Annotated in this window: 21 protein-coding genes and 1 pseudogene; 11 read left to right on the top strand and 11 right to left on the bottom strand. The window is 39.2% G+C overall.

All coding sequences use genetic code 11. The features are described 5' to 3' along the window. Nucleotides 1-5: 5 nt before the first annotated feature. From Q5794_RS04300 to Q5794_RS04290, 3 genes are all read left to right on the top strand, one after another. Entirely contained in the window at nucleotides 6-605 is a 600-nt protein-coding gene (locus tag Q5794_RS04300) for a cupin domain-containing protein (protein WP_080754378.1), read from the top strand. Nucleotides 606-981: 376 nt separating this feature from the next. Next, nucleotides 982-1,185: a DUF3311 domain-containing protein gene (locus Q5794_RS04295; protein ID WP_013055514.1), complete on the top strand. Its 204-nt coding sequence runs from the start codon at nucleotides 982-984 to the stop codon at nucleotides 1,183-1,185. Beyond that, nucleotides 1,185-2,684, top strand: a complete 1,500-nt coding sequence (locus tag Q5794_RS04290; RefSeq protein ID WP_214984833.1) for a sodium:solute symporter — start codon at nucleotides 1,185-1,187, stop codon at nucleotides 2,682-2,684. Before Q5794_RS04295 ends, Q5794_RS04290 begins: the two co-directional genes overlap by 1 nt. Before the next feature lie 30 nt (nucleotides 2,685-2,714). Here the strand turns inward: Q5794_RS04290 and Q5794_RS04285 are convergent, their stop codons facing one another. After that, nucleotides 2,715-4,145: a sodium:alanine symporter family protein gene (locus Q5794_RS04285; protein WP_214984830.1), complete on the bottom strand. Its 1,431-nt coding sequence runs from the start codon at nucleotides 4,143-4,145 to the stop codon at nucleotides 2,715-2,717. Nucleotides 4,146-4,248: 103 nt separating this feature from the next. Further along, nucleotides 4,249-5,238 (bottom strand): glutaminase, encoded by a 990-nt coding sequence (locus tag Q5794_RS04280; RefSeq protein ID WP_214984828.1) that lies wholly within the window; start codon nucleotides 5,236-5,238, stop codon nucleotides 4,249-4,251. 266 nt (nucleotides 5,239-5,504) lie between these two features. Here Q5794_RS04280 and Q5794_RS04275 point away from each other — a divergent pair, with 266 nt between their 5' ends. Both Q5794_RS04275 and Q5794_RS04270 read left to right on the top strand, forming a co-directional pair. Then, nucleotides 5,505-6,755, top strand: a complete 1,251-nt coding sequence (locus Q5794_RS04275; RefSeq protein ID WP_214985619.1) for an ATP-binding protein — start codon at nucleotides 5,505-5,507, stop codon at nucleotides 6,753-6,755. A gap of 4 nt (nucleotides 6,756-6,759) precedes the next feature. After that, a complete protein-coding gene (locus Q5794_RS04270; RefSeq protein WP_164797132.1) occupies nucleotides 6,760-7,698 on the top strand; it encodes a response regulator in 939 nt (312 codons plus the stop codon). A gap of 39 nt (nucleotides 7,699-7,737) precedes the next feature. Here Q5794_RS04270 and Q5794_RS04265 read toward each other — a convergent pair whose 3' ends face one another. The 8 genes from Q5794_RS04265 to Q5794_RS04230 all read right to left on the bottom strand — a co-directional run bounded on the left by Q5794_RS04265 (nucleotide 7,738) and on the right by Q5794_RS04230 (nucleotide 16,455). Continuing rightward, nucleotides 7,738-8,346 carry a malonate decarboxylase holo-ACP synthase gene (locus Q5794_RS04265; protein ID WP_192996646.1) on the bottom strand — a complete coding sequence of 203 codons (609 nt, stop codon included), beginning with the start codon at nucleotides 8,344-8,346 and terminating at the stop codon, nucleotides 7,738-7,740. Continuing rightward, on the bottom strand, nucleotides 8,334-10,034 hold the full coding sequence (gene mdcD, locus Q5794_RS04260; RefSeq protein ID WP_374988723.1) for a biotin-independent malonate decarboxylase subunit beta: 1,701 nt from the start codon (nucleotides 10,032-10,034) through the stop codon (nucleotides 8,334-8,336). The genes Q5794_RS04265 and mdcD overlap by 13 nt, the downstream gene beginning before the upstream one ends. Continuing rightward, on the bottom strand, nucleotides 10,021-10,323 hold the full coding sequence (locus Q5794_RS04255; RefSeq protein WP_214984822.1) for a malonate decarboxylase subunit delta: 303 nt from the start codon (nucleotides 10,321-10,323) through the stop codon (nucleotides 10,021-10,023). Before Q5794_RS04255 ends, mdcD begins: the two co-directional genes overlap by 14 nt. 23 nt (nucleotides 10,324-10,346) lie before the next feature. After that, on the bottom strand, nucleotides 10,347-11,213 hold the full coding sequence (locus Q5794_RS04250; RefSeq protein ID WP_214984819.1) for a triphosphoribosyl-dephospho-CoA synthase: 867 nt from the start codon (nucleotides 11,211-11,213) through the stop codon (nucleotides 10,347-10,349). A gap of 5 nt (nucleotides 11,214-11,218) precedes the next feature. Further along, nucleotides 11,219-12,871, bottom strand: coding sequence for a malonate decarboxylase subunit alpha (gene mdcA, locus Q5794_RS04245; RefSeq protein ID WP_374988722.1), 1,653 nt, complete (start codon nucleotides 12,869-12,871; stop codon nucleotides 11,219-11,221). A gap of 37 nt (nucleotides 12,872-12,908) precedes the next feature. Continuing rightward, nucleotides 12,909-13,835: a malonate decarboxylase subunit epsilon gene (gene mdcH / locus Q5794_RS04240; protein WP_374988721.1), complete on the bottom strand. Its 927-nt coding sequence runs from the start codon at nucleotides 13,833-13,835 to the stop codon at nucleotides 12,909-12,911. Nucleotides 13,836-14,241: 406 nt separating this feature from the next. Beyond that, a complete protein-coding gene (locus tag Q5794_RS04235; RefSeq protein WP_214984810.1) occupies nucleotides 14,242-15,198 on the bottom strand; it encodes an LLM class oxidoreductase in 957 nt (318 codons plus the stop codon). Between the two features lie 57 nt (nucleotides 15,199-15,255). Further along, entirely contained in the window at nucleotides 15,256-16,455 is a 1,200-nt protein-coding gene (locus tag Q5794_RS04230; RefSeq protein WP_014461498.1) for an MFS transporter, read from the bottom strand. Between the two features lie 287 nt (nucleotides 16,456-16,742). Between Q5794_RS04230 and Q5794_RS04225 the strand changes: the two are divergent. The 6 genes and pseudogenes from Q5794_RS04225 (at nucleotide 16,743) to budA (ending at nucleotide 21,270) form a co-directional block, all read left to right on the top strand. Then, nucleotides 16,743-17,152: pseudogene (locus Q5794_RS04225) on the top strand (winged helix-turn-helix transcriptional regulator). A gap of 84 nt (nucleotides 17,153-17,236) precedes the next feature. Continuing rightward, nucleotides 17,237-17,416, top strand: a complete 180-nt coding sequence (locus Q5794_RS04220) for a hypothetical protein (protein ID WP_013055499.1) — start codon at nucleotides 17,237-17,239, stop codon at nucleotides 17,414-17,416. Then, on the top strand, nucleotides 17,416-17,613 hold the full coding sequence (locus Q5794_RS04215) for a YwbE family protein (RefSeq protein WP_192996640.1): 198 nt from the start codon (nucleotides 17,416-17,418) through the stop codon (nucleotides 17,611-17,613). Before Q5794_RS04220 ends, Q5794_RS04215 begins: the two co-directional genes overlap by 1 nt. A gap of 857 nt (nucleotides 17,614-18,470) precedes the next feature. After that, the gene (locus Q5794_RS04210; protein ID WP_014461503.1) at nucleotides 18,471-18,635 is read left to right on the top strand and encodes an aspartyl-phosphate phosphatase Spo0E family protein; all 165 of its coding nucleotides are present in this window, start codon (nucleotides 18,471-18,473) and stop codon (nucleotides 18,633-18,635) included. A 225-nt stretch (nucleotides 18,636-18,860) separates the two neighbouring features. Beyond that, nucleotides 18,861-20,540: an acetolactate synthase AlsS gene (gene alsS / locus Q5794_RS04205; protein ID WP_374988720.1), complete on the top strand. Its 1,680-nt coding sequence runs from the start codon at nucleotides 18,861-18,863 to the stop codon at nucleotides 20,538-20,540. Between the two features lie 16 nt (nucleotides 20,541-20,556). Next, complete coding sequence (budA, locus tag Q5794_RS04200; protein WP_374988719.1) at nucleotides 20,557-21,270, top strand: acetolactate decarboxylase; 714 nt, start codon at nucleotides 20,557-20,559, stop codon at nucleotides 21,268-21,270. 110 nt (nucleotides 21,271-21,380) lie between these two features. Here the strand turns inward: budA and Q5794_RS04195 are convergent, their stop codons facing one another. After that, nucleotides 21,381-21,803, bottom strand: coding sequence for an NUDIX hydrolase (locus Q5794_RS04195; protein WP_374988718.1), 423 nt, complete (start codon nucleotides 21,801-21,803; stop codon nucleotides 21,381-21,383). Nucleotides 21,804-21,809: the final 6 nt, after the last annotated feature.

Below are 21,809 nucleotides of genomic sequence, written 5' to 3'. Positions count from 1 at the left end.
ATATCATGCACTTCGCAACAAATGAAGTACTTCGAGCAAACTTCTCTGTTTACGCAAGCAAAAAACAGGGAAAATTACGAAAAAAGATTGTTAGAGGGATGCTTATGAATTATGCAAATGTAAAAGTTCTTTATTTTGATGACGACGGAACCATTCCAAATCACCCTCGTCTTCCAGTTTTGTTGTATGAACACGTATTTATTAGTAAGAAAGAGAAAGTGGAGAGCATTTTTAATTCTCACAACTGGAAAAATAGCTGGGTAGGCGGCATATATGATTTTCACCATTACCACAGCAATTCTCATGAAGCACTAGGTGTAATTAGCGGATCTGCACGTTTAAAACTAGGTGGACATATGGGGGAAAATATCGTAGTGCATGCTGGCGATGTGCTCGTACTTCCTGCAGGAACAGGGCATATGCGTCTGCAGTCAACTGCTGATTTTAAAGTGGTTGGAGCTTATCCAGAGGGCATGGATTACAATTTACGAACAGGAAAACAAACTGATCGCCCTCACGTATTTGATGAAATTGCACAAGTACCTATTCCTACAACAGATCCTGTTTATGGCGACAAAGGACCATTGACAGAGTGGTGGAACTAGACAAGCACTTATTGTCTAGTTTTTTTATTTGCTCCGTTTTATTCTTTCCATGAATCTCTATTTGAACATACAAATTCTTTTCTTATAATGCAATAGCAATATACTTTATCTCAGCGAAATAACAAAAACTTCCCGGTCAGAACTAAATTTCTTCTTTTCCATTCTCTTTTTGCTTCAAGAGCAACTTCGCTTAGATTATTCCCCTTTTTTCTTTCATAATCATTTCAAATATACTCTCATCATAAGCTCTTTTTTGTTTTTCTAAAAAAATTTCCATGGATTATAACGAAATTTTCAAAAAACTTATTGCTTTACCATGTCAGACTTGCTATCATAGTGAACATTGTTAGATAAATTTTTAGTAGGAGGAGTAAAATTGAACAGAAAATTCATAATTTTTATTCTATTCATCATTCCATTTATTGCTCAATTCGCTTTTTTACCTTTTGTAAATAACATTCATCCAATTATTTTTGGATTACCTCTTTTGCATTTATGGTTATTTTTATGGGTCTTCTTAACGCCTGTGTGTACATTTATCATTTATCGTTTACAAAAATCTTGGGGGGACATTGAATAATGCAAGGAAATTTAACCGCACTTTTAATCACATCAGCAATTGTTCTTGTCGTTATCGCAATTGGCTTTATAGCGGGACGTGACAAATCATCTAGAAGCTCAGTTGAAGAGTGGGCTGTAGGTGGAAGACGTTTTGGAAGCCTGCTCGTCTGGCTTTTAGTAGGAGCAGATTTATATACTGCTTATACATTCCTAGGTCTTACAAGTACAGCTTATCAGGGAGGAAGCATCGCATTTTTTGCCATTCCTTACTCTGTTTTAGCCTTTTTAATTTCATACTTTTTTCTTCCAAAGCTTTGGACTGTTGCTAAAAAGCACAAACTTACTACGCTTGCTGATTATGCCAGAGAACGTTTTAGCAGTAAATTTCTCTCCTCTTTAATTGCTATAGTAGGTGTATTGATGCTCATTCCATATATTGATCTTCAGCTTAGCGGTATTCAAGATACTCTTCGCGTTGCAGGAACTGGCTACATTAACGTAAAAGCTGTCGTTATTCTTTCATTCTTTCTTGTGGCTCTTTATACCTTTTTCAGCGGAATTAAAGGTCCCACATATACGGCAATTATTAAAGATATTTTAGTATGGGCGATTATGTTATTTATGGTTGTTTCTCTGCCAATTATGCATTTTGGAAGCTGGGGCAACATGATCGACAATGTTGCAAAGGATGCACCTCAGCTATTAACGATCCCAACACAAGGACCTAAAGGCATTCCATGGTTTATTACAGCATCACTCGTATCTGCTTTAGCTTTATTCATGTGGGCCCACGCTGCTACAGGTGTTTTCACTGCTAAAAGTGCAGATTCGCTTCGTAAAAATGCTATTTTCTTACCGCTTTACAATATTGTTTTAATTCTAGTCATCTTCTTAGGATTTATTGCTTATCAAGTATTACCTCAAGATACGACGGATCCTAGATTAGCATTATTAACCTTAATTCAATATTCATATGGCGGCATTGGCCAAGGGTTAGCTTATGCAACGATTGCTCTTGCTTCATTAATTCCATGTTCTATCATGGCTATCGGAGCGTCTAACTTATTTGCAAATAATATATTCAGAGATTTAATTAATCCAAATGTACAGGGTAAAACATTAACAATGGTTACTCGTTCTATGGTTTTCATTGTTATTGGACTGGCACTTTTATTCGGTTTATTATTCCCTCAAGCACTTGTTTCCCTACAGTTACTAGGGGTATCCGGTATGGTACAAATCTTCCCGGCTATCGTTATCAGCCTGTTTTGGAGAAATCAATCGAAAGAAAGTACGATTGCTGGATTAGTAGTAGGGCTGGTTGTAACGTTTACCGTTCATGCCACAGGAAATTCATTTGGTCTTTATGAAGGGTTCTGGGGATTATTATCTAACTTACTCGTAGTTGTTATTTTAAATCCAATCTTTGCGGCAAAAACGAAAGCAGCAACTAACGGTGTGAAAGAAACATTATTTTCTAAAGACACTGCGCAATCTGAATTAAAGAAAAACGCATAAAAAAAGTTCAGCCAATTGGCTGAACTTTTTTTAGATAATATTCTCTTTTTCAGAAGAGGATGGAGTAGATTCTCTTTCCCAACATTCAATATTTTGATTGTTTTCTAGCGCATCTCTATAAAAGACTGGATTTTTCCCTTCCTTTTTCTGCTGAGTATAGTCATGCAAGGCAGAAAATGCCACTTTCGATAATAGAAAAATAGCAATCAAGTTCACGACTACCATCATCCCCATAAATAAGTCTGCCAAATTCCATACAAGCTGAAGCTGAGCGACCGATCCAAAAATAACCATCGCTAAAACACCTACACGATAAGACCAAAGCCACACCTTATTTGAATTTAAAAATTCAATATTCGTTTCTCCATAATAATAATTCCCAATTAACGTACTAAAAGCAAATAGAAATACCATGATAGCTAAAAACCCTGATGCCCAAGAGCCTATATGGGTACTAAGAGAAGCCTGCGTTAATTCAATGCCGCTTAGTCCCTGCTTATAGGCGGGGGATAAGAGAACGATAAATGCTGTGCTTGTACAAATCACGAGTGTATCCGTCAAGACACCAAATGCTTGGATAAGACCTTGTTTAACTGGATGACTCGTCACTGCAGTTGCCGCGGCGTTGGGAGCACTTCCCATTCCTGCTTCATTGGAAAACAGTCCGCGCTTTACTCCGTTGATTAACGTTGCACCAATTGATCCCCCAAGCGCTTGTTCAAACCCAAATGCATTTTTCACAATTAGAGATAGAACCGCAGGCATTTGATCAATATTTTTAAAGATAATGAACAGAGCCATTCCGATGTATAAAACGGCTAATACGACCACGATGTATTCCGATATCTTGGCGATGCGTTTGATTCCGCCAAAAATAATTATCGCAAATATAAATGTCATAATGATCCCAATCAACAAGCGGCTTGTTCCAAAAGAGTTCTCAAATGCTAGCGTAATCGTATTAGACTGCACAGCGTTAAACACCAGGCCAAATGATAGTGTAATGAGTACAGCAAATAGCCCGCCCATCCACCTTTTATTTAACCCTTTTTCCATATAATAAGCGGGTCCTCCTCGAAACCCGTTTGATCCTTTTACTTTATAAATTTGAGCGAGTGTACTTTCTACAAAACTTGATACTGAACCGATAATGGCAATAATCCACATCCACAATACAGCACCCGGGCCACCAAGTGCAATAGCAATCGCTATCCCTGTAATATTTCCCGTTCCTACTCGAGCTGCCATGCTTATGCAAAAAGCTTGAAACGGGGAGACTCCTCCACCTTTAGCCGCTCGTCCTTCTTTCAAAACAAGTACCATTTCTTTCAACATGCGAAACTGCAAAAAACGAGAGCGAATCGTAAAATAAATACCAATGGATACAAGTAAAATAATTAATAAATTCGACCAAAAAAAATCATTGATGACGCTAATCACACTTTCGACTGCTTGTTGCATGCCTATCACCTCATTAAAAAATTTGGTAGAACAAATGCAAAACATGAAAGTTTTTTCTCTTGGTGTTTATATTATTGAAGCGAATGAAGAGTACGTAAATAGACTAAAAAATACTCAAATCCCATTCTTTTGCGATTTTTTTTAGCAGCGTAACGCCTTTTACGCTATTCCCGTACTCATCAATAGCTGGACTGTATATTCCGATACCGCATCCATCTGGAAATGGAGACTGCTTTTTCGTATTAGGTGGCACCAATGACATGATTCCTCCCGATACACCGCTTTTAGCTGGCATACCAACAAATGCCGCAAACTTTCCTGAAGCATTATACATACCGCATGTAAGCATGAGCGCTTTTGTTAATTTAGCTACTTCTTTTGGAATTACTTGTTTGTGAAACACTGGATGATATCCGTCTAATGACAGAATTAATCCAATCAGTGCAATATCTTCAGTCGTTACTTCAATTGAGCACTGCTTTAAGTAAACCTCTAGAACCTCTTCTACTTCTCCTTGTAAGTAGTTCGTTTCTTTTAAATAGTAGGCAAGCGCACGATTTCGATGAGACGTTTGCCATTCTGATTTAAAGACCGTTTCATTAATGAGTGGTGTTTTCCCGGTAAGCATTGTTATCACATCAAACAAATAGCTTAATTTTTCTTTTGCCGTCTCCCCAGATAAAAGAGATGAAACTGTTAAAGCACCGGCGTTAATCATAGGATTGAACGGCTTTCCTGGTTTATGCATTTCCAGTCTTATAATAGAATTAAATGCATCTCCAGTTGGCTCTACATCCACTCTCTCTAGCACATAAGGAATGCCGCAGCATAAGCAAGCTGCTATAAAGCTAATGACTTTAGAGATACTTTGAAGAGTAAATACCGATTCATAATCTCCAGACTGAATAACAGTACCGTCAGCACCAATCAAACAAATACCTAATTGAGACGAGTCCATATCTTTCAGAGCTGGAATGTAATCAGCCGTTTTTCCTTCTGAAGAAAATTCTTTTATTTGCTCTACCCACTCATGTAACTGCTCTTTTGCAGTGACCTGTAAGTAAGACATTTCCTGTTCAATTTCTCTTTTCATTAAAATCACCTCATCACTTAATTACCTTTTTATTTTAAAGCGCTTTCATAAAGCGAGATTTCATTTTCGTTTTTAATGTACAATGCAACCTACGAGAGCATACAAAAACCTACAAAACTTTTTGGAATTATATTTTTATCTTTGGCACTCTTCTCCATTGTGCTGGACGCTGTCACAATGTATACTAATTCACGAATCACTTCAGGAGGTGAAATTATCTGAATTTTAAATCTTTCATTCGAAAAGATCCGTACATTTTATTGCTCATGCTCATTACTGTCCCGCTGGCGGGAGAGTTAAAATTTTATCCGTTAAATGAAACATTTCGAATTACATTTGGAGCTCCTACATTTTTCTTTTTCCTGTTGCTTTTAAAACGGAAAACCGTTTTAGCCGGGGGCTTGTTAACCGCTTTAAGCGTCGTTCTCTTTCGCATCATGCTCGATTATATCATGCTCGATCATTTTCAATTTTCGGCTTCTGCACATACGCATTACCCTACGTTTTTCTTCTACTTTACGTATGCACTTTTATTTTTTGTTTTTAAGGTAAGCCGCATGAACTATAGTGCTATTGTAATTGGATTGATTGGACTCATCATTGAAATTGCTGCTGATATAGTGGAACTAACTGCGCAGTATATAGTTTTGCACACAACAATCCATGTCGATTCATTATCTGACATGGCCGTTATTGCTTTTGCTCACAGCTTCATTGTACTTAGTTTTTTTAATATGATGACGATTTATGAATCACAGTCACGAGAACGTCAAATTCGCAAACAAAATGAGCACATGCTAATGCTCATCACAAGCCTTTATGAAGAAACCGTTCATTTAAAGAAGACCCTTCATAATACAGAAGCGATTACAAAAGCTTCGTACGATTTATACCGTGTATTAAATCAGCAGGAAAAAGATCATTCTGTGCTAAACCAAACGCTCAGTAAAAAAGCGCTTCGGATTGCGGGAGATATTCACGAAGTAAAAAAAGACAACCAGCGTATTTTTGCGGGCTTATCTAAAACAATTTCAAATGAAAGTTTCCAAAATTATATGAAAGCAGAGGAATTAATCGAGCTGATCGTACGCATCAACAAAAAATATGCCGATTCTCTTCACAAACAAATTACCTTTTTTTCTTCTGTAAACGGGGAACATTTCAGCTACCACGTTTACACCATTTTATCGATCATTAATAACTTGGTAGCCAACGCAGTGGAAGCGATTAAAGATGAAGGAAGGATTGTTTTATCGGTACATAGACAAGCTGAACATGTAGAATTTCATGTACAAGACAACGGTCCTGGCGTGCCTTTGAAGTACGAAAAAGCTATTTTTGAACCTGGTTTCACCTCAAAATACGATCAATTTGGAAACCCCTCTACTGGCATTGGTCTTTCTTATGTAAAAGATATTGTTCAAGAACTTGAAGGTACGATTAAAGCTACACAAGAAGACAGAGGAATGACGTTTATCATTCAAATCCCCCTTCGTAATCTAATTCAGAAAGGATGAGTTTATGCGATTTTGTATTACAGATGACGATTCAGCTATTCGTTCAACACTCAGTCAGCTGATTGAAGATGAGGATTTAGGAGAAGTTGTAGAAGAAGTCGTCGACGGAAGCTTTTTAGATGCTTCTATGTTAAATTTAAAACAAATTGATATTTTATTTATCGATTTACTTATGCCAGGACGGGACGGAATCGAGACGATCCGTCATTTAAAAGATTCATTTAACGGAAAAATGATTATGATTTCACAGGTAGAATCCAAAGAATTGATAGGAGAGGCCTATTCATTAGGAATTGAATACTATATTACAAAACCAATTAATCGAATTGAAATTTTAACGGTTATTCGAAAAGTAATGGAACGAATCTCCCTTGAAAAATCAATCGATGATATTAAGACCTCATTGAATAGTTTAGCGACAGCTCATCACGCTCCCCCTTCAAGCCAGCCGATAACGAAACAAGCCCATCTATACGATGTAGGAAAATTCTTATTAGCCGAGTTAGGTATTGTAGGAGAAAATGGTGCAAAAGATTTACTGGATATTTTACAGTTTCTGTACACTTATGATCAAAGAGAAAGTGTCGAAAAACATTTCCCTTCTCTAAAAAATATTTTTGTGAATGTTGCGGAGAAAAAATTGGGAGCTCACGCGTCTTCCATTGAAATTAACCGCGAAACCAAAGCTTGTGAACAGCGAATAAGACGAGCAGTTACTCACTCACTAAACCACTTTGCTTCTATTGGATTAACAGATTTTTCAAATCCAAAGTTTGAAAATTATGCTTCTAAGTTTTTTGACTTTACAGCCGTTCGTAAAAAAATGAAAGAATTGCAGGGAGATTCTAAAATTTTGCCGATTCGCATTAACACTAAAAAGTTCATTCAAATATTCTTTTTTGAAGCAAAGCGCTTGTTAAGCAAGGAAAAAAGCTGGTATTAATTGAAAAGACGGAAAAGGTGCAAATACCTCTTCCGTCTTTTATACTAATTGATTCAGTTTTACTAAGGAAGGTCCATATACAGTACGCAGAAGCAGGGTCTTTTCTCCCCTTGCATATTCCACCAGAGAAAATGCTCCTTTTTCTGTTTCTACCTGTACATCTACAGAAACTGGACACTCTTTTAACTGATTAACTATCAGTTGCGCTTGTTCCACCGACAAATAAGAAGAAAGTCGAATAAGTATATCCAGATCACTAGTTGTTGTAACAACTTCGGCACCACTTGCAAATTCGAATCCCACACTGCCAGTTGGTCCCCACGCAAAATCTTTTAAAATAATAGCGACTTCTTTTAAAGCACCTGTGGCTGGCATGTTTCTAAAGTGGCCGTTTTGAAAAATAGAAACGAGATCTTCCGGCCTAATTCTTTGTTTAACGGCCTGCTTAGATACAAATGCTCCAAAACGCTGATTTCTTCTTTCTCCTCTTACTCCAACAGGTATCAGGCTATCTCGGTAAACAGCCCGCCTTACAACTACAAACGGAGCCTTCGCTAAAGAATGCTCCACCCAATCGGGGATAGGTGTATAACTGATAAGCTTTGCTTCCTCTGTTAACTGAAGCAAATCATGAGCTATATATTCCATTGTTTTTCCAACTCACCTCTTACTACTAAAGAAGCTTTTCGCCCTTCCTTCCTTGCTTGCTCACTGTATAGCCGGGTGCTTAAATCGTACACACCTTCACGGCGTACATCTTCTACTGCTCCAGTCAAAATATCTTGAATCGTTTGAACGTCGCGCTCTGTGGGCTGTTCTGCTTGAATACCGCTAACCAGCTCATATAAAGCGCCAAGTGAGGCAAATGATTCAATATCATAAGCCATGGACGGGACTTTCTTTGAAGCTTCTTCAAGTTCTTTTATACTTCTTTTAGTAATGCGCGCTGCCGACTGTTTGGACATGGCGTGAACATTCACTCCTTCGTCTTTTAAAGCCACAATTCGATTTGATTGGTATCCATGAGCCAAAAATGCTCCTGAAATTGCTTTTCCGACAATTAACGTAATAACCGGATGACCTGCTAAGCGCGCTGCTGTATAAGCATCAGCCGCAGCACCGCAAGCATAGTGAATACCTAGAAGTTCTTCATGATAGCCATACGCTTGACTCGGTACGTCCACAATGGCAATTATAGGGCGCGGAGATTGATTTCGATCTTCTTTTATTACTTCACGAACGTGCTTGGCAATTGCCCATCCTTCATCTAGTCCTACTTCCCCTTTTCGTGCACGTAAGAAACGATTATAAGGATTAGGTACAACCGATATATATCGGACCTTTTCTCTTCCTAGCAATGCGTCTTTATAAAGAACGGAAGGGATTTCAAAATCTGCTTCTTCATCATTTATTAAGGCGTTGATCCACACGCGACCGCGGCTGTTGGGCATGTTGCCTGGAACTTCATTCAACGAGTAAGAGACTGTTGAAGGGATAGGTTCATTTTTTGTTGCTTTATACAATTCTTGAAACTGATCAGGAGCCAGTTTTTCTGAAGGATCAACCTTACTAAGCAAATGTCTGTAAAAATCTACTTGTTCTGTTTTACTAGTTACTTTTCCTTTCTTCTGAAACGTCTCTTGAACCGCTCGTTGAATAGCAGTGACATCATCCTGTGCTAAGGCATCTGCAAACCCGGTTTCATAGCGTTGAATACCGCCAATCGTTTTCCAGATTAAGCTTCGGTCTCTTGCATCAAACTCTTCAACCCCTGCTTCTTGTTCGATCACTTCAGGGCCGTTAAGGCCAAACCTTGCTTCTTTTGTCATAATGAGATAACTAAAGAGTGAAGCAGTGATGGACATTCCTCCAAAGCAGCCTACATTTCCTGAAATAACTCCGACAACAGGTGTATGCTCACGCAAAGCAACCACAGCTGAGCCAATTTCAGATATCGACAAAAGTCCATAATTCGCTTCTTGGAGCCTTACCCCTCCTGTATCGAATAGAAAAACAGGTCTAACAGGAACACCTTTTTTGTGATTATTAAGGGCTAGTTCTAAAGCTCCTGCAATTTTAGCTCCCGATACTTCACCAATGCCACCCCCTTGAAATCGTCCTTCTATTGAAATGACAACGACTGGCTCTCCTGCTATCAGCCCACCTGCTATAATGACACCATCATCGCTTTGAGGAACAATATTTTGCTTAGGTAAATGAGGCGATTCGATTCCGTCAAAAGGGCCAAGCAGCTCACAGAATGTTCCTTGATCTAAGATTGCCTGCGCTCGTTCTCTTCCATTTAACTCAATAAAGCTTTGATTATTCACTCCCATTTTCACTCACCTCCAAAGCTTGTGCAAGACGCAAGGCGACTACACCAGGCGTAGCACCGAAATCATTAATTACAATTTTCGCTTGAATGGTATGAACACTAAAGAACCGGTCTAATACGGATTTCCAGATTTCGCTAAATCCTTCACTTCCTGTTCGTACTGATACGTGAGCATGTTCTTCATCAGAAGGAACCATTAAAATTTCTAAATCCCCTGAACCAACAACGCCTACATGCGCGCGCTGAGTTAACTTTCGATCGGCTTTGTATTTAAACACTAACGTTTCCATTAGCCACTCCTCCCTGCAGACGTTTACGATTCTTTAAAAAGAGATATTCGATCTAAAAATAATACAGCAGCCAGCAAATCTGCACTTCCGCCTGGAGAAGCGTTAGATGATAGAAGTATATGATCTAACGCTTCTAGCCGCTGTTTTCCCATTGATGTAGATACCCCTCCAGCTTCTAACACATTGGATGCCGCCATTTTAACCTCCTCTAACACAACCGGACCAGCACGATGCAAAATACACGTATCATCAAGATTGGCTATTAGTGTTACTAAAGTATCAATCCTTGCTGATGTTTCATGTATGCCTAGCTTGCGAGCTTTATGTAAAGCAGGCAAGCCTATATGAATTACGTGAGGAAATCCTTGTTTCGCCTCTCCAGCCGCTCCTTTTGCGCCATACTGTTTTTTCACACGACGTCCATTAGATGAATGCAGAGGACAAAAACGATCTGCATAACGAGCAATTTGTCCTGCAGCTTCTGTGATGGATGCAGGTGATGCTTGAATGCCGCAAACCGCTGTTGCAGACGCAAGTAGACCTAATGCCCAAATGGCTCCTTTGTGTGTATTAACACCATCTGTAGCCGCGTACATAATTTGTTCACCCTCGCGTCCAATTCGAGCAATTTCTTCCCTTAGCATCTGACTTGGCTGCTTTCCTTGACTATATAATGCAATCTGTAAAAAGGTCGGTTGTAAAGCATAAGCAGAAGTTAACAGCGTCTCAATATTCATATCTTGATGAGATCCAGTTGTTGCTGCATCTACAAGCCCAGGCTTAGGTGTAAGCACCGCTTCATCAATCAGAGTGGTAACTGCCATTTTAGCTATTAAATATGAGTAAAACACAGCTGGTCTTGGCTCTTCTTGAATACTCTGAATACGCATATTCCTTACCAGCTCCTAAATTTAGCAGGCGGATTATACAAGCCATCCGACCATTCTACTAAATCTTCGACACTTCTTGCTGCCAATAATGAACGCTTTGCTTCTGTACGGCGAATCTGTAAATCTTCGGGAAAAGCCACTAGGCCATCTCTGCGCATCTTTTCCACTTTATTTTGGTTATGTCGCAGGCCTATAGGTGTTACCCCTGCTACTGCTTCAAGCGCTGCTTTTCTTTCGTCCAAGCTTTGTGCTTTATATAAATAAGCAATTCCTTCTTCCGTTACAACATGCGTCACATCATCCCCGTAAATCATGACAGGAGCAGTAGCTAAGCTTGCTTGTTTCGCTACCTTTATCGCATCCAAAGACTCCACAAAAACAGGCTCGTTTCCTGATTGAAAGGTTTCAACCATTTGAACAACTAGCTTTCTGCCTCTCGCTAGTTCGTGCTGCTCGTTTATCATATCCAACCAAGCAGGCGTAGAATGTCGGCGGCCTCTAGGGTCATGCCCCATATTAGGCGCTCCGCCAAACCCTGACAAACGTCCAGATGTGACGGTAGAAGAATTTCCTTCTCCATCTATTTGCAAAGTTGATCCTACAAAAGCATCTACCGCATATTGACCAGCCACTTGACACATCGCACGGTTTGAGCGCAGGCTGCCGTCGCGTCCTGTAAAAAACACATCTGGACGCGCTGCTGTGTATTGTTCCATTCCTACTTCTCCGCCAAAGCAGTGCACGCTCTCAATCCATCCGCTTTCAATAGCCGGAATTAACGTAGGGTGGGGATTCAGAGCCCAGTGCTTGCATATTTTACCTTTCAGTCCTAACTTTTCTCCATAAGTAGGCAGCAAAAGCTCAATTGCAGCGGTATTAAAGCCAATGCCATGATTTAATGATTGTACGCTGTGGCGCTCATAGATACCTCGAATCGTCATCATAGCCATTAAAATTTGGAGTTCTGTAATATGACGAGGATCTCGCGTAAATAAAGCTTCCAATTGATAAGGCTGATCCGCCACGACGATACAATCAACCCAAGAAGCCGGAATATCAACTCTCGGAAGTTCTTCAACAAGTTCATTTACCTGCACAATAACAATTCCATCCTTAAACGCGGTTGCTTCGATAATGGTTGGTGTTTCTTCCGTATTTGCTCCTGTATATAAATTACCTTGTGCATCCGCTTTGTCAGCAGCCACTAAGGCAATGTTCGGAATTAAATCAATGAAAAGGCGTCCGTAAAGCTCTAGATATGTATGAATTTCTCCCATTTTCAACGTCTCATCTTCAATCATTTGAGACACGCGAAGGCTTTGAGCACCGGCGTACGAAAAATCAATTTTTTCAGCAATTCCTTTTTCAAATATGTCGAGATGTTCCGGACGTGAAATACTAGACATAATCATATGAAGGCCGTTTATTTTATCAGCGCTTACTTCATTCAGCGCCTTTGATAAAAAAGATGCTTGCTTTTGATTGTCTCCTTCAAGCACTACTTTATCTCCGGGTGATATAAGCAATTCTAACGCTTCAATAATGTGTTCATTACCCAATAACTTTCCTTTAAGAAGATGGTCTATTTTCGCAAGGCGCGCTGCTTTGTGATCTCGGCGAGTTGTCCATGATTTTGAAGTTTTTTTTATGCTATTCATGTTCTAGCTCCTTTCTGACACTTCTAAATTAATACGCTTACATTTTTTCTTTTTCCATTAAAATTAGCAAAGTTTTCATCGTAGATTCGGCTGCCGAAATAGCCCTTGCTTCAGGGAAGCTCTTAGCAGCCAAATCCGTTAGCACTCTTCCTGGAGCCACTTCAATATACAATCTTGTGCCCATTTCATACATAACTTCCGTCGTATCATGCCAACGGACGGGCAGGGCAACACTCGCTGCCAAATCTTCCTTAATATCAGCAGCTTTCCATAATTTCCGAGCTTTACAATTACCTATCATAGGAACGGCCGGGTCCTTTCCTTTCACTTCCGCTATGGTTTTTCGTAATTCACTCGAAACTCCTTCCATAAGAGGACAGTGAGAAGGCACCGTTACATGAAGCATTTTAGTTTTTCTAGCCCCTTTTTTAGATGCTTTTTCAAGAACTTTCTCAATTGCTTTTAAGGTGCCAGAAATCGTTATTTGATCAGGAGAATTTAGATTCGCTACGTACACAGGAGCTGCATCAGTTGATAGTTCATGTACAATAGAGAGAAGCTGATGTTCACGCAGTCCCATCACAACCCCCATACCATAACCATCAGGATAAGCATTTTCCATCAGTTCCCCTCTTTTTTTCACAAGAAGAAGAGCTTCTTTAAAAGATAACACTTCAGATGTAACTGCTGCTCCAAACGCCCCTATTGAATGCCCTCCTACCACGTCTGGCGAGTATCCTTTGTTTTTAAACGACCTAGCCGTAGCCACTCCTGCAATAAAAAGACATATCTGAACATTTTTATTATATTTCAATTTTTCTGACGAATCTAATGATAATACGTCTTGATTTAAAACCTCACTTGCTTCTTCAAACGTAGGCGCTAATCCCCATTTATTTTTTATATCATGAAGCATACCAGCATATTGTGCGCCTTGTCCTGGAAATAGAAATGCAACACTCATCGTGTTTCTCCTTTCGACTTTATATCATCCAAGGAGATAATGGATAATTTTATTATAAAGAACATAGGATCAATAACTCTAATACATATTTCTTATATATCCTATAACTTGAAATCTATATAAAAAGAGATTGAGACATAACGAAATCAATGGAATCTAAAGACGAACTAATTGGATAAAGGAGCTCATATGGCTCGCTTGTTCCATCGCGGTTGATTTCCGTGCAAGACTTCCCTTTCCGCGGGCGGCCGGTGAGCCCCCAGGAGTCTTCGTCTTGTCCTCCAATCAACCGCTAGAAGGATCTAAACAAGTGAAACCTACGTTCACCAACACAATGAAAAAATCCGAACGATGAATCGTTCGGATTTTCCTTTAACTAAACTGCTTGTGTCCCAGCCTCTTTTTGCTACATATGAGACGGAAAATGCGGAAGCACTTCTTCACCAAGCTCATGTATGACTTCTTCAGCCGGACGCTTACTATCAAAAAGAGCAAAAAACAGGTGATTAACTCCTATTTCTTTATAAATAGAAAGAAGCTCAACTAATGCATTGCGCCCTGCTCGAAATCCTAAACGAATCGGCGTTGGCATTTCATTTGGATCTTCTGCCAAATCTAGATGCATAGGTTGTGTAAAAGGTTTAAAAACGCCTGGATGATAGATGTCAACCAGTTTCCTCCATTGTTTAATAGCTTCTGCTTGAAAATGGGGATGACGAGGATAATACATCCAGCCGTCTCCATACTGTGCAAACCACTCCATATTTTGCTGACTGTATCCCGTGATCATCGTTGGAATACGTTTCGTTGGCTTAGGAACAACATTTGCTCCTTGAATAGATCCCAAAGCAGACTGGATAGATGGAAATTCTTTATTTAACGCTTCTTCTAAATAATGAAAAGCCTCTGCAAATCGCTTTCCTCTTTCTTCATGAGGAATACCTAGTCCTCGAAAATCTGCTTGACGGTCTCCAGAAGATACGCCCATAATCAAACGCTCAGGAAAAAGCTGATCAATGGTTGCCATTTCTTTAGCTACGCGAAGCGGATGGCGCAAAGGCAGCACAATAGCAGATGTACTAAGAGCAATTTCTTTTGTTTGACTGGCCAGATACGTCAAATAAATAAGCATATCATAAATTTGACCCGTTGCTGGATCGCCAAATGATGGATCTTGAAGAAGAACATCACGGAACCATAAGCTTGTAAATCCATATTGTTCTGCAAGCTGCGTGAGCTCTACTTGTTTCTCCATCGTAGGCGTGGCATATTGATAATTTTCAAGCGGCATATGCAAACCTAACGTTAACTCATTCTCCTTGTACATACGACGATATGCCTTATGATGTTGAAATGTAGTCATTTACTTGCTCTCCTTTTATAGCTAAGAGATCATCGCAAAAAGCGATGATCTCTTGTTTTATTTTGCTTTTGCTTCTATCGAGCGGCTCCATGCTGTTAATAAGACCGCTCCTAAAACCATAACTCCTCCAATCCAAGGAGTATGAACAAGACCAATCGAATCAACAATCAGGCCGCCTACAAAAGAACCAATAGCAATTCCAACGTTAAATGCAGCAATATTAAGCGCAGAGGCTACGTTCACTGCTGAAGGAACATACTTTTCAGCTAAGTTCACGACCAGCACTTGCAGTCCAGGTACGTTCATAAATGCCAATAAGCCCATGGCAAAAATCGTAATCGTTCCCGCTACTTTAAACGATGCAGTAAACGATAAAATAACTAAGATAACTGCTTGAATTAGAAACATCCAAAATAATGCTTTTAACGGGTTTTTATTCGCAGCTTTTCCTCCGATTGTATTTCCGATGGCTACCGCTACACCGTATACCAGCAGCAGGATACTAACTGCGCTTGGTGCATATCCTGTTAGTTTTTCAAGAATAGGTGCTAAATACGTATAAGCTACAAACGTTCCGCCATATCCTAAGGCAGTAATAGCAAACGATAGTAAAAGCGGGCCGTTTTTCAAAATTTTCAATTGATCACTAAACTTTGCCGGCGGCGCTTCTTTTAAGTTTTTAGGCACTAAAAGAGCACTTGCAATAATGGCAATAACCCCAAGTAACGCTACTCCCCAAAATGTTGCTCTCCAGCCGAAAGCTTGTCCGATAAATGTACCAAGCGGAACACCTGTAACAGTTGCAACTGTTAAACCTGTAAACATTAAAGCAATGGCACTTGCTCGCTTATCTTCCGGCACTAAATCAGCAGCGATAGTCGCACCGATGGAAAAGAAAATTCCGTGTGAAAATGCAGTAATAATTCGTGCTATAAGCAGCAGCCCAAAGCTTGTTGATAAAGCTGCTACTGAGTTTCCTACGATAAAAATAACCATCAATAGCATCAACAGTGATTTTCTGCTCATTTTACTTGTTAAAGCTGTTAATACCGGAGCTCCAAATGCAACTCCCATTGCGTATCCTGAAATTAATAACCCTGCTAGCGTAATGGAAATATTTAAATCATCTGCAAGCGATGATAATAAACCTACTGGAACAAACTCTGTAGTCCCGATTCCAAAGGCGCTAATAGCTAGCGCTAATAGCGGCAAAGCACCGCTTTTTTTACTTTGTTGTGTTTGTGAAAGTGTGTTCACTTCTTAACGCCTCCTGTTCGTTATGATAACTTCTTTATAATACCTTCTCTTACGGCTAATTAGCTTAGGTACCTTTCATATATTCGCTAACTCGCCATCAACAATTGTTATTATGAGCGATGTAAAACCAAAGAAAAAGTACGCACTTTCAAGTGATATAGGCACCTAGAGGTTACAATAAGCGTAAATACTAAAGTCATGAACTATTGGGTATTCTAAAAAAATGCTTACACCTAGAAAATTTTGCTCTATAGTGATATGATAAACATCAGAAAAAATGCGAAAACATGCATTTGACCGTTATCTCTAGAACAAGGAGAGTTGTTAACGTGAAAAAATATAATATTCCAGTGGAAGCGGCACTAGAAGTCATTGGAGGCAAGTGGAAAGTCGTTATTCTTTGCCACTTAATTAAAGGGACAAAGCGCCCGGGAGAATTAAAAGAATTATGCCGCGCGTTACGCAAAAAGTATTAACGCAGCAGCTTCGCGAACTTGAAGCAGACGGCATCATTGTTAGAAAAATGTACAATGAAATGCCGCCTCGAGTAGAATACTCTTTAACAGATTACGGATGGTCTTTAAAAAGCATTCTTGATTCATTATGCTCTTGGGGAGAACATCATATTGAAAAAACGTATCCTGATAAAGAAGCTGTACTTATGCAGCCTGTAGAAGAAGTCACTGTTTCTAATTAAAAAAAGCTGACTAGATAGTCAGCTTTTTCATTCCCTTACTTTCTTTGTTTTTTCAGATGATGTATATATTCAGGAGGAACCCATATGACAGAACAACTTAAAAAGAAAATTAGTCTTCAAGATGCTATCAAACAGCAGCTTGCTAATAAGAAAAATCAATCTTCAAGTAAAGCTCAAAATAGCAGCACCAATCAAGCAACCAAAAAGCTGACGAGTCAACAAACAAAAAAAACGAATAATCAGCGAAAGAGAACAGGTGTATAATGAACGGACAAAATAGAAAAGACGTAACTCCTGGAATTGAAGTCGACATTGTTTTAAAAGCGGATCAGCGTTCTGGAAAACTTACACACGGAACGGTCAAAGACATTCTGACCAATTCAAGCTTTCACCCACATGGCATCAAAGTCCGTTTAACAGATGGACAAGTCGGACGCATAAAAGAAATTTATCCAAATTAAAAAAGCATGTATTCTACATGCTTTTTTAATTTACACTTCAAATAAGTCTACTTATCATTTCCTACTTTTGTTAAAATAAAGAAGCACTGTCGTCCCCTTTCTTTCCCTTGGGAATTCACGCAAGGAAGAAAAAGGTGGTGGATAGTCTGAGACGAATCCTCAAGTCATTTTTCCTAGATGCTGAGAATGTTCAGCTCCTAACGGCTTACGTAGAGCTTTTAGGAGCCATAGTCGCTCTTATTTTGCTATTTTTCCAGTAGTAAAATAAGTAATCACCGATAAGTATCGTCTAAAAGGTTCTTCATCCATAAGGCTCGTGTGCTGATTGTCTTTAGGGAATCGTGTTTGGCGGCACTTCCCTATAGTAAAAAGACAGCTTCCTTGCAGAAATGGACAAGGTGTAATCAACTACAGCTGATTATGGGTGCGGGACCTTTTTCTTTATTAGTCTATGTCTTTTTTTAAATTTCCATACACAAAAATAAAAAAACCTCCGAGTTGGCGGTCTCGAAGGTTTTTTCTAGTGAATCGCTTTCGACAAATCCTCATCCGGGCTAACAAGGTTCAGATCTAATAAGATTATGTGATGAATTTCTTCACCTTACAAGCTAAACTTGTCAAAGCTAAGAATTCATTCGCTTGTTAAGAATAACTGAACGTGCGCTCCAGATTGTCATTTTTCCTAGCCTCAGTATATCATACTTATTGAAAACAGGTAAAAAAAAGTGTTCGACAAAGCTTGTCAGCAGCTCTTCACTTATGTCATATTTTTCAAAACAAAAAACATTTTACAAATATGAAGGAATTTCATACTATTAGATAAAAGATAGAAGTATTCTGACTTGGAGAGGATTTCAATGAAGCAACCTCAGTTAGAAAAAGAAATTCGAGCCTTACAATCAGATATTTACCAATTAGCTAAAAAAACAAGCAGCTATTCTCACGGTGAGATTTTAAAATTAAGTCAAAAGCTAGATCAAAAAATTGTTAGTTACCAAAAGCTTTTTAACCATACCAAATAAGAGCCGCGTAAGACTTTCACTTGCTATCCCTCAAGTACCATAAACCTACAAATAAAACAGATATGTTTTATTCGCAATAGGTACATCTCTGCTTCCCTAATTAATAGGGAAGTTTTTTATTTAGAAAATTAAAACCTTCTCCTTTTTTTGGTTAGTTGTCATACAAATTGGGTATTCAATCAGTAGGCCTTAAAACCTATCTAAGAAACATAAAGGAGAGAATGCATGATGAGTAATGCTGATACTACCGAAACAAAAAAAGGCGCCGACTTACTAGTAGAAAGTTTGGCAAGTCAGAATGTGCCTTATATTTTTGGCATTCCAGGAGCCAAAATTGATGGCGTATTTGATGTTTTGAAAGAAAAAGGACCAGAAGTAATTGTTTGCCGCCATGAACAAAATGCTGCGTTTATGGCAGCTGCTATGGGAAGACTGACAGGTACGCCGGGCGTTTGCCTTGTCACATCAGGTCCAGGTGCCGCTAACTTAGCCACTGGCCTTGTCACTGCTACTTCTGAAGGTGATCCAGTGGTAGCCCTAGCAGGAGCCGTTCCAAGAGCAGATCGATTAAAAAAGACGCATCAATCAATGGATAATGAAGGACTATTTAAATCTATCGCCAAATTCAGCGTTGAGGTAGAAGACGTTGCAAACATTCCAGAAGTGATAACAGACGCTTTTCGCGAAGCTGTTTCTTCTCCTTCAGGAGCATCTTTTGTCAGCTTGCCGCAGGATGTAATGGATAGCGAAACATCTGCTTCCACTCTATCCGTTTTAAAAACTCCTACGATTGGCGCTGCCAATTTAGACGCTGTTGCCCAAGCTATACACACTATTCGCACAGCAAAACTACCTGTTTTACTTTTAGGTATGAGAGCAAGTAAATCTAAAGCAGTGGAATCAATCCGTCAGCTTATAGCAGAACATGACCTTCCTGTGGTGGAAACGTTCCAAGGTGCGGGAGCTGTTTCACGAGAGCTTGAAACTCACTTTTTTGGGCGAGTAGGTCTCTTTCGCAATCAGCCTGGAGACGTGTTATTGAAGCATGCTGACGTCGTCCTAACAATCGGATATGACCCAGTTGAATACCCTCCTTCTCTTTGGAACTCAGAAAGTCAAAGAAGCATTATTCATTTAGATGATTTACAAGCACAAGCTGACCACCATTATCAGCCGGAAATTGAGTTAGTAGGGGATATTCCAAGTACCATTAACATATTAGCAGACAAACTCCCACATTTAATACGTTCAAAAGAAAGTGCTTCTTTTTTAAAAACGCTAAAAAGCAAACTTGAACAACCTGACGATCAGTACGAGTTTTCTAATGACACTCACCTTCATCCCCTACAATTAATTGAAGCTCTGCAGAACTTTGTTGAAGATGATACTACCATCACATGTGACGTTGGTTCGCATTACATATGGATGGCTCGTTATTTTCGTTCCTATGAACCTCAGCATTTACTATTCAGCAACGGCATGCAGACACTAGGTGTTGCTTTGCCTTGGGCTATTTCAGCTGCACTCGTTCACCCCCATAAAAAAGTTCTGTCCATGTCTGGAGACGGCGGGTTTTTATTTTCAGCTATGGAGCTCGAGACAGCCGTTCGGTTAAACTTACCAATTGTTCACATTATCTGGAACGATCAAACCTACGATATGGTTGGCTTTCAACAGCAGATTAAATATGGGCGAAAATCTGCAGTAGAGTTTGGCAGTGTAGACTTTGTTACGCTTGCTGAAAGTTTTGGTGCCAAAGGATTTAGAGTTAACTCACCAGAAGAATTTTCGGACACTCTAGCAAGCGCTTTTCGTGAACAAGGCCCCGTTATCATCGATGTTCCTGTAGATTATAAAGATAATGAAAAATTAAATACACAGCTACTGCCAGATCAAATTAACTGAAAGGACTGAGTAAAGAATGAGCAATAAAGAAAAATTAACAATTCACCAAACTTCCACTATGATCGCTTTATTAGACGGAGTATTTGACGGTGTTGTCACATACAAGGATTTAGCTCAGAAAGGGGATTTCGGCATCGGTACGTTTAATCAATTGGATGGTGAAATGATTGCCTTTGACGGAGAATTTTATCATATTGCTGATGGGAAAGCCGCGCCTATTAGCGAAGATGCAAAAACACCTTTTGCCATTATGACAACCTTTTATGAAGATATCTCTTATCGTGTAGAAAAGGAAATGAATCGTGAACAACTAGAAACCTTAATGAACGAGCTTATTCCTAGCCCGAATTTATTCTATGCAGTTCGCATTGACGGGAAGTTTAAAGAAGTAAAAACTCGCACGGTTGCAAAGCAAGAAAAGCCCTATCCTTCTATGGTAGATGCGGCTGCTGATCAGCCTACATTTACATCTTCAGATGTAAATGGAACACTAGCAGGTTTTTACACGCCAGAATATTCTTCAGGCATCGGTGTTCCCGGCTACCACCTGCACTTTATTGATGAATATAAAAAAGAAGGGGGACATGTTTTAGATGTCTCTGTTCAGAATGTTACAATTCAAATCTGCAAAAAAACGAAATTAAATCTCAATTTATCGGAAACAAGTGAATTTTTAAGTGCTAATTTAGAAGACCATGATGTAGAAGAAGAAATTGCCACGGCTGAATAAACAACCATACTTTTACTGATAAAAAAACGCTCATCGTCACGCATGACGATGAGCATTTTTATTTAATCGCGTTCAGGCTTCATTTCTAGCACAACACAGAAACCTTCCGCCTATACGTAAAAGGAGCCCGTGTCTTTTAAAACATAGAAAAATGGTATTTCAGTCTCTTTTAGACATCTAGCCATTCGATCCTTAAAGTTATCTAATTTAATTATATTTTTTGCTTCTTCTAACGTAAAATATCCCACATCCTGCGTTTCATTGGAGACAGAAATTTTTCCGCTAATCGCTTTTCCCTTTAATAAAATAACAGTAGTAGATCGTTTAACATCTTGTTCTACTCCTAGAAAGTTGGTCACTTCAATAACAATTCCAGATTCTTCTTTAACTTCTCGTATCCCCGCATCTTTTATTGATTCACCTTCTTCAACAAAACCGCCTGGAAATTCCCATCCCCGTCTATGGTTCTTGACTAGAAGCACGTGATGATCTTGATTTACCACCATAACTGCTACAGCTAATTTTTGATTCAACTTTTT

The sequence above is a fragment of the Priestia megaterium genome, from assembly GCF_041941685.1.
GTDB lineage: Bacteria > Bacillota > Bacilli > Bacillales > Bacillaceae_H > Priestia > Priestia megaterium_C.
This window is presented reverse-complemented; position numbering and strand designations above follow the sequence as displayed.

Bases quoted from the DNA above. Each gene is read 5' to 3' on its own strand.
- Q5794_RS04300 (WP_080754378.1), top strand. From the start codon at position 6: ATGCACTTCGCAACAAATGAAGTACTTCGAGCAAACTTCTCTGTTTAC.
- Q5794_RS04290 (WP_214984833.1), top strand. From the start codon at position 1,185: ATGCAAGGAAATTTAACCGCACTTTTAATCACATCAGCAATTGTTCTT.
- Q5794_RS04285 (WP_214984830.1), bottom strand. From the start codon at position 4,145: ATGCAACAAGCAGTCGAAAGTGTGATTAGCGTCATCAATGATTTTTTT.
- Q5794_RS04280 (WP_214984828.1), bottom strand. From the start codon at position 5,238: ATGAAAAGAGAAATTGAACAGGAAATGTCTTACTTACAGGTCACTGCA.
- Q5794_RS04275 (WP_214985619.1), top strand. From the start codon at position 5,505: ATGCTCATTACTGTCCCGCTGGCGGGAGAGTTAAAATTTTATCCGTTA.
- Q5794_RS04270 (WP_164797132.1), top strand. From the start codon at position 6,760: ATGCGATTTTGTATTACAGATGACGATTCAGCTATTCGTTCAACACTC.
- Q5794_RS04265 (WP_192996646.1), bottom strand. From the start codon at position 8,346: ATGGAATATATAGCTCATGATTTGCTTCAGTTAACAGAGGAAGCAAAG.
- mdcD (WP_374988723.1), bottom strand. From the start codon at position 10,034: ATGGGAGTGAATAATCAAAGCTTTATTGAGTTAAATGGAAGAGAACGA.
- Q5794_RS04255 (WP_214984822.1), bottom strand. From the start codon at position 10,323: ATGGAAACGTTAGTGTTTAAATACAAAGCCGATCGAAAGTTAACTCAG.
- Q5794_RS04250 (WP_214984819.1), bottom strand. From the start codon at position 11,213: ATGCGTATTCAGAGTATTCAAGAAGAGCCAAGACCAGCTGTGTTTTAC.
- mdcA (WP_374988722.1), bottom strand. From the start codon at position 12,871: ATGAATAGCATAAAAAAAACTTCAAAATCATGGACAACTCGCCGAGAT.
- mdcH (WP_374988721.1), bottom strand. From the start codon at position 13,835: ATGAGTGTTGCATTTCTATTTCCAGGACAAGGCGCACAATATGCTGGT.
- Q5794_RS04235 (WP_214984810.1), bottom strand. From the start codon at position 15,198: ATGACTACATTTCAACATCATAAGGCATATCGTCGTATGTACAAGGAG.
- Q5794_RS04220 (WP_013055499.1), top strand. From the start codon at position 17,237: ATGACAGAACAACTTAAAAAGAAAATTAGTCTTCAAGATGCTATCAAA.
- Q5794_RS04215 (WP_192996640.1), top strand. From the start codon at position 17,416: ATGAACGGACAAAATAGAAAAGACGTAACTCCTGGAATTGAAGTCGAC.
- Q5794_RS04210 (WP_014461503.1), top strand. From the start codon at position 18,471: ATGAAGCAACCTCAGTTAGAAAAAGAAATTCGAGCCTTACAATCAGAT.
- alsS (WP_374988720.1), top strand. From the start codon at position 18,861: ATGATGAGTAATGCTGATACTACCGAAACAAAAAAAGGCGCCGACTTA.
- budA (WP_374988719.1), top strand. From the start codon at position 20,557: ATGAGCAATAAAGAAAAATTAACAATTCACCAAACTTCCACTATGATC.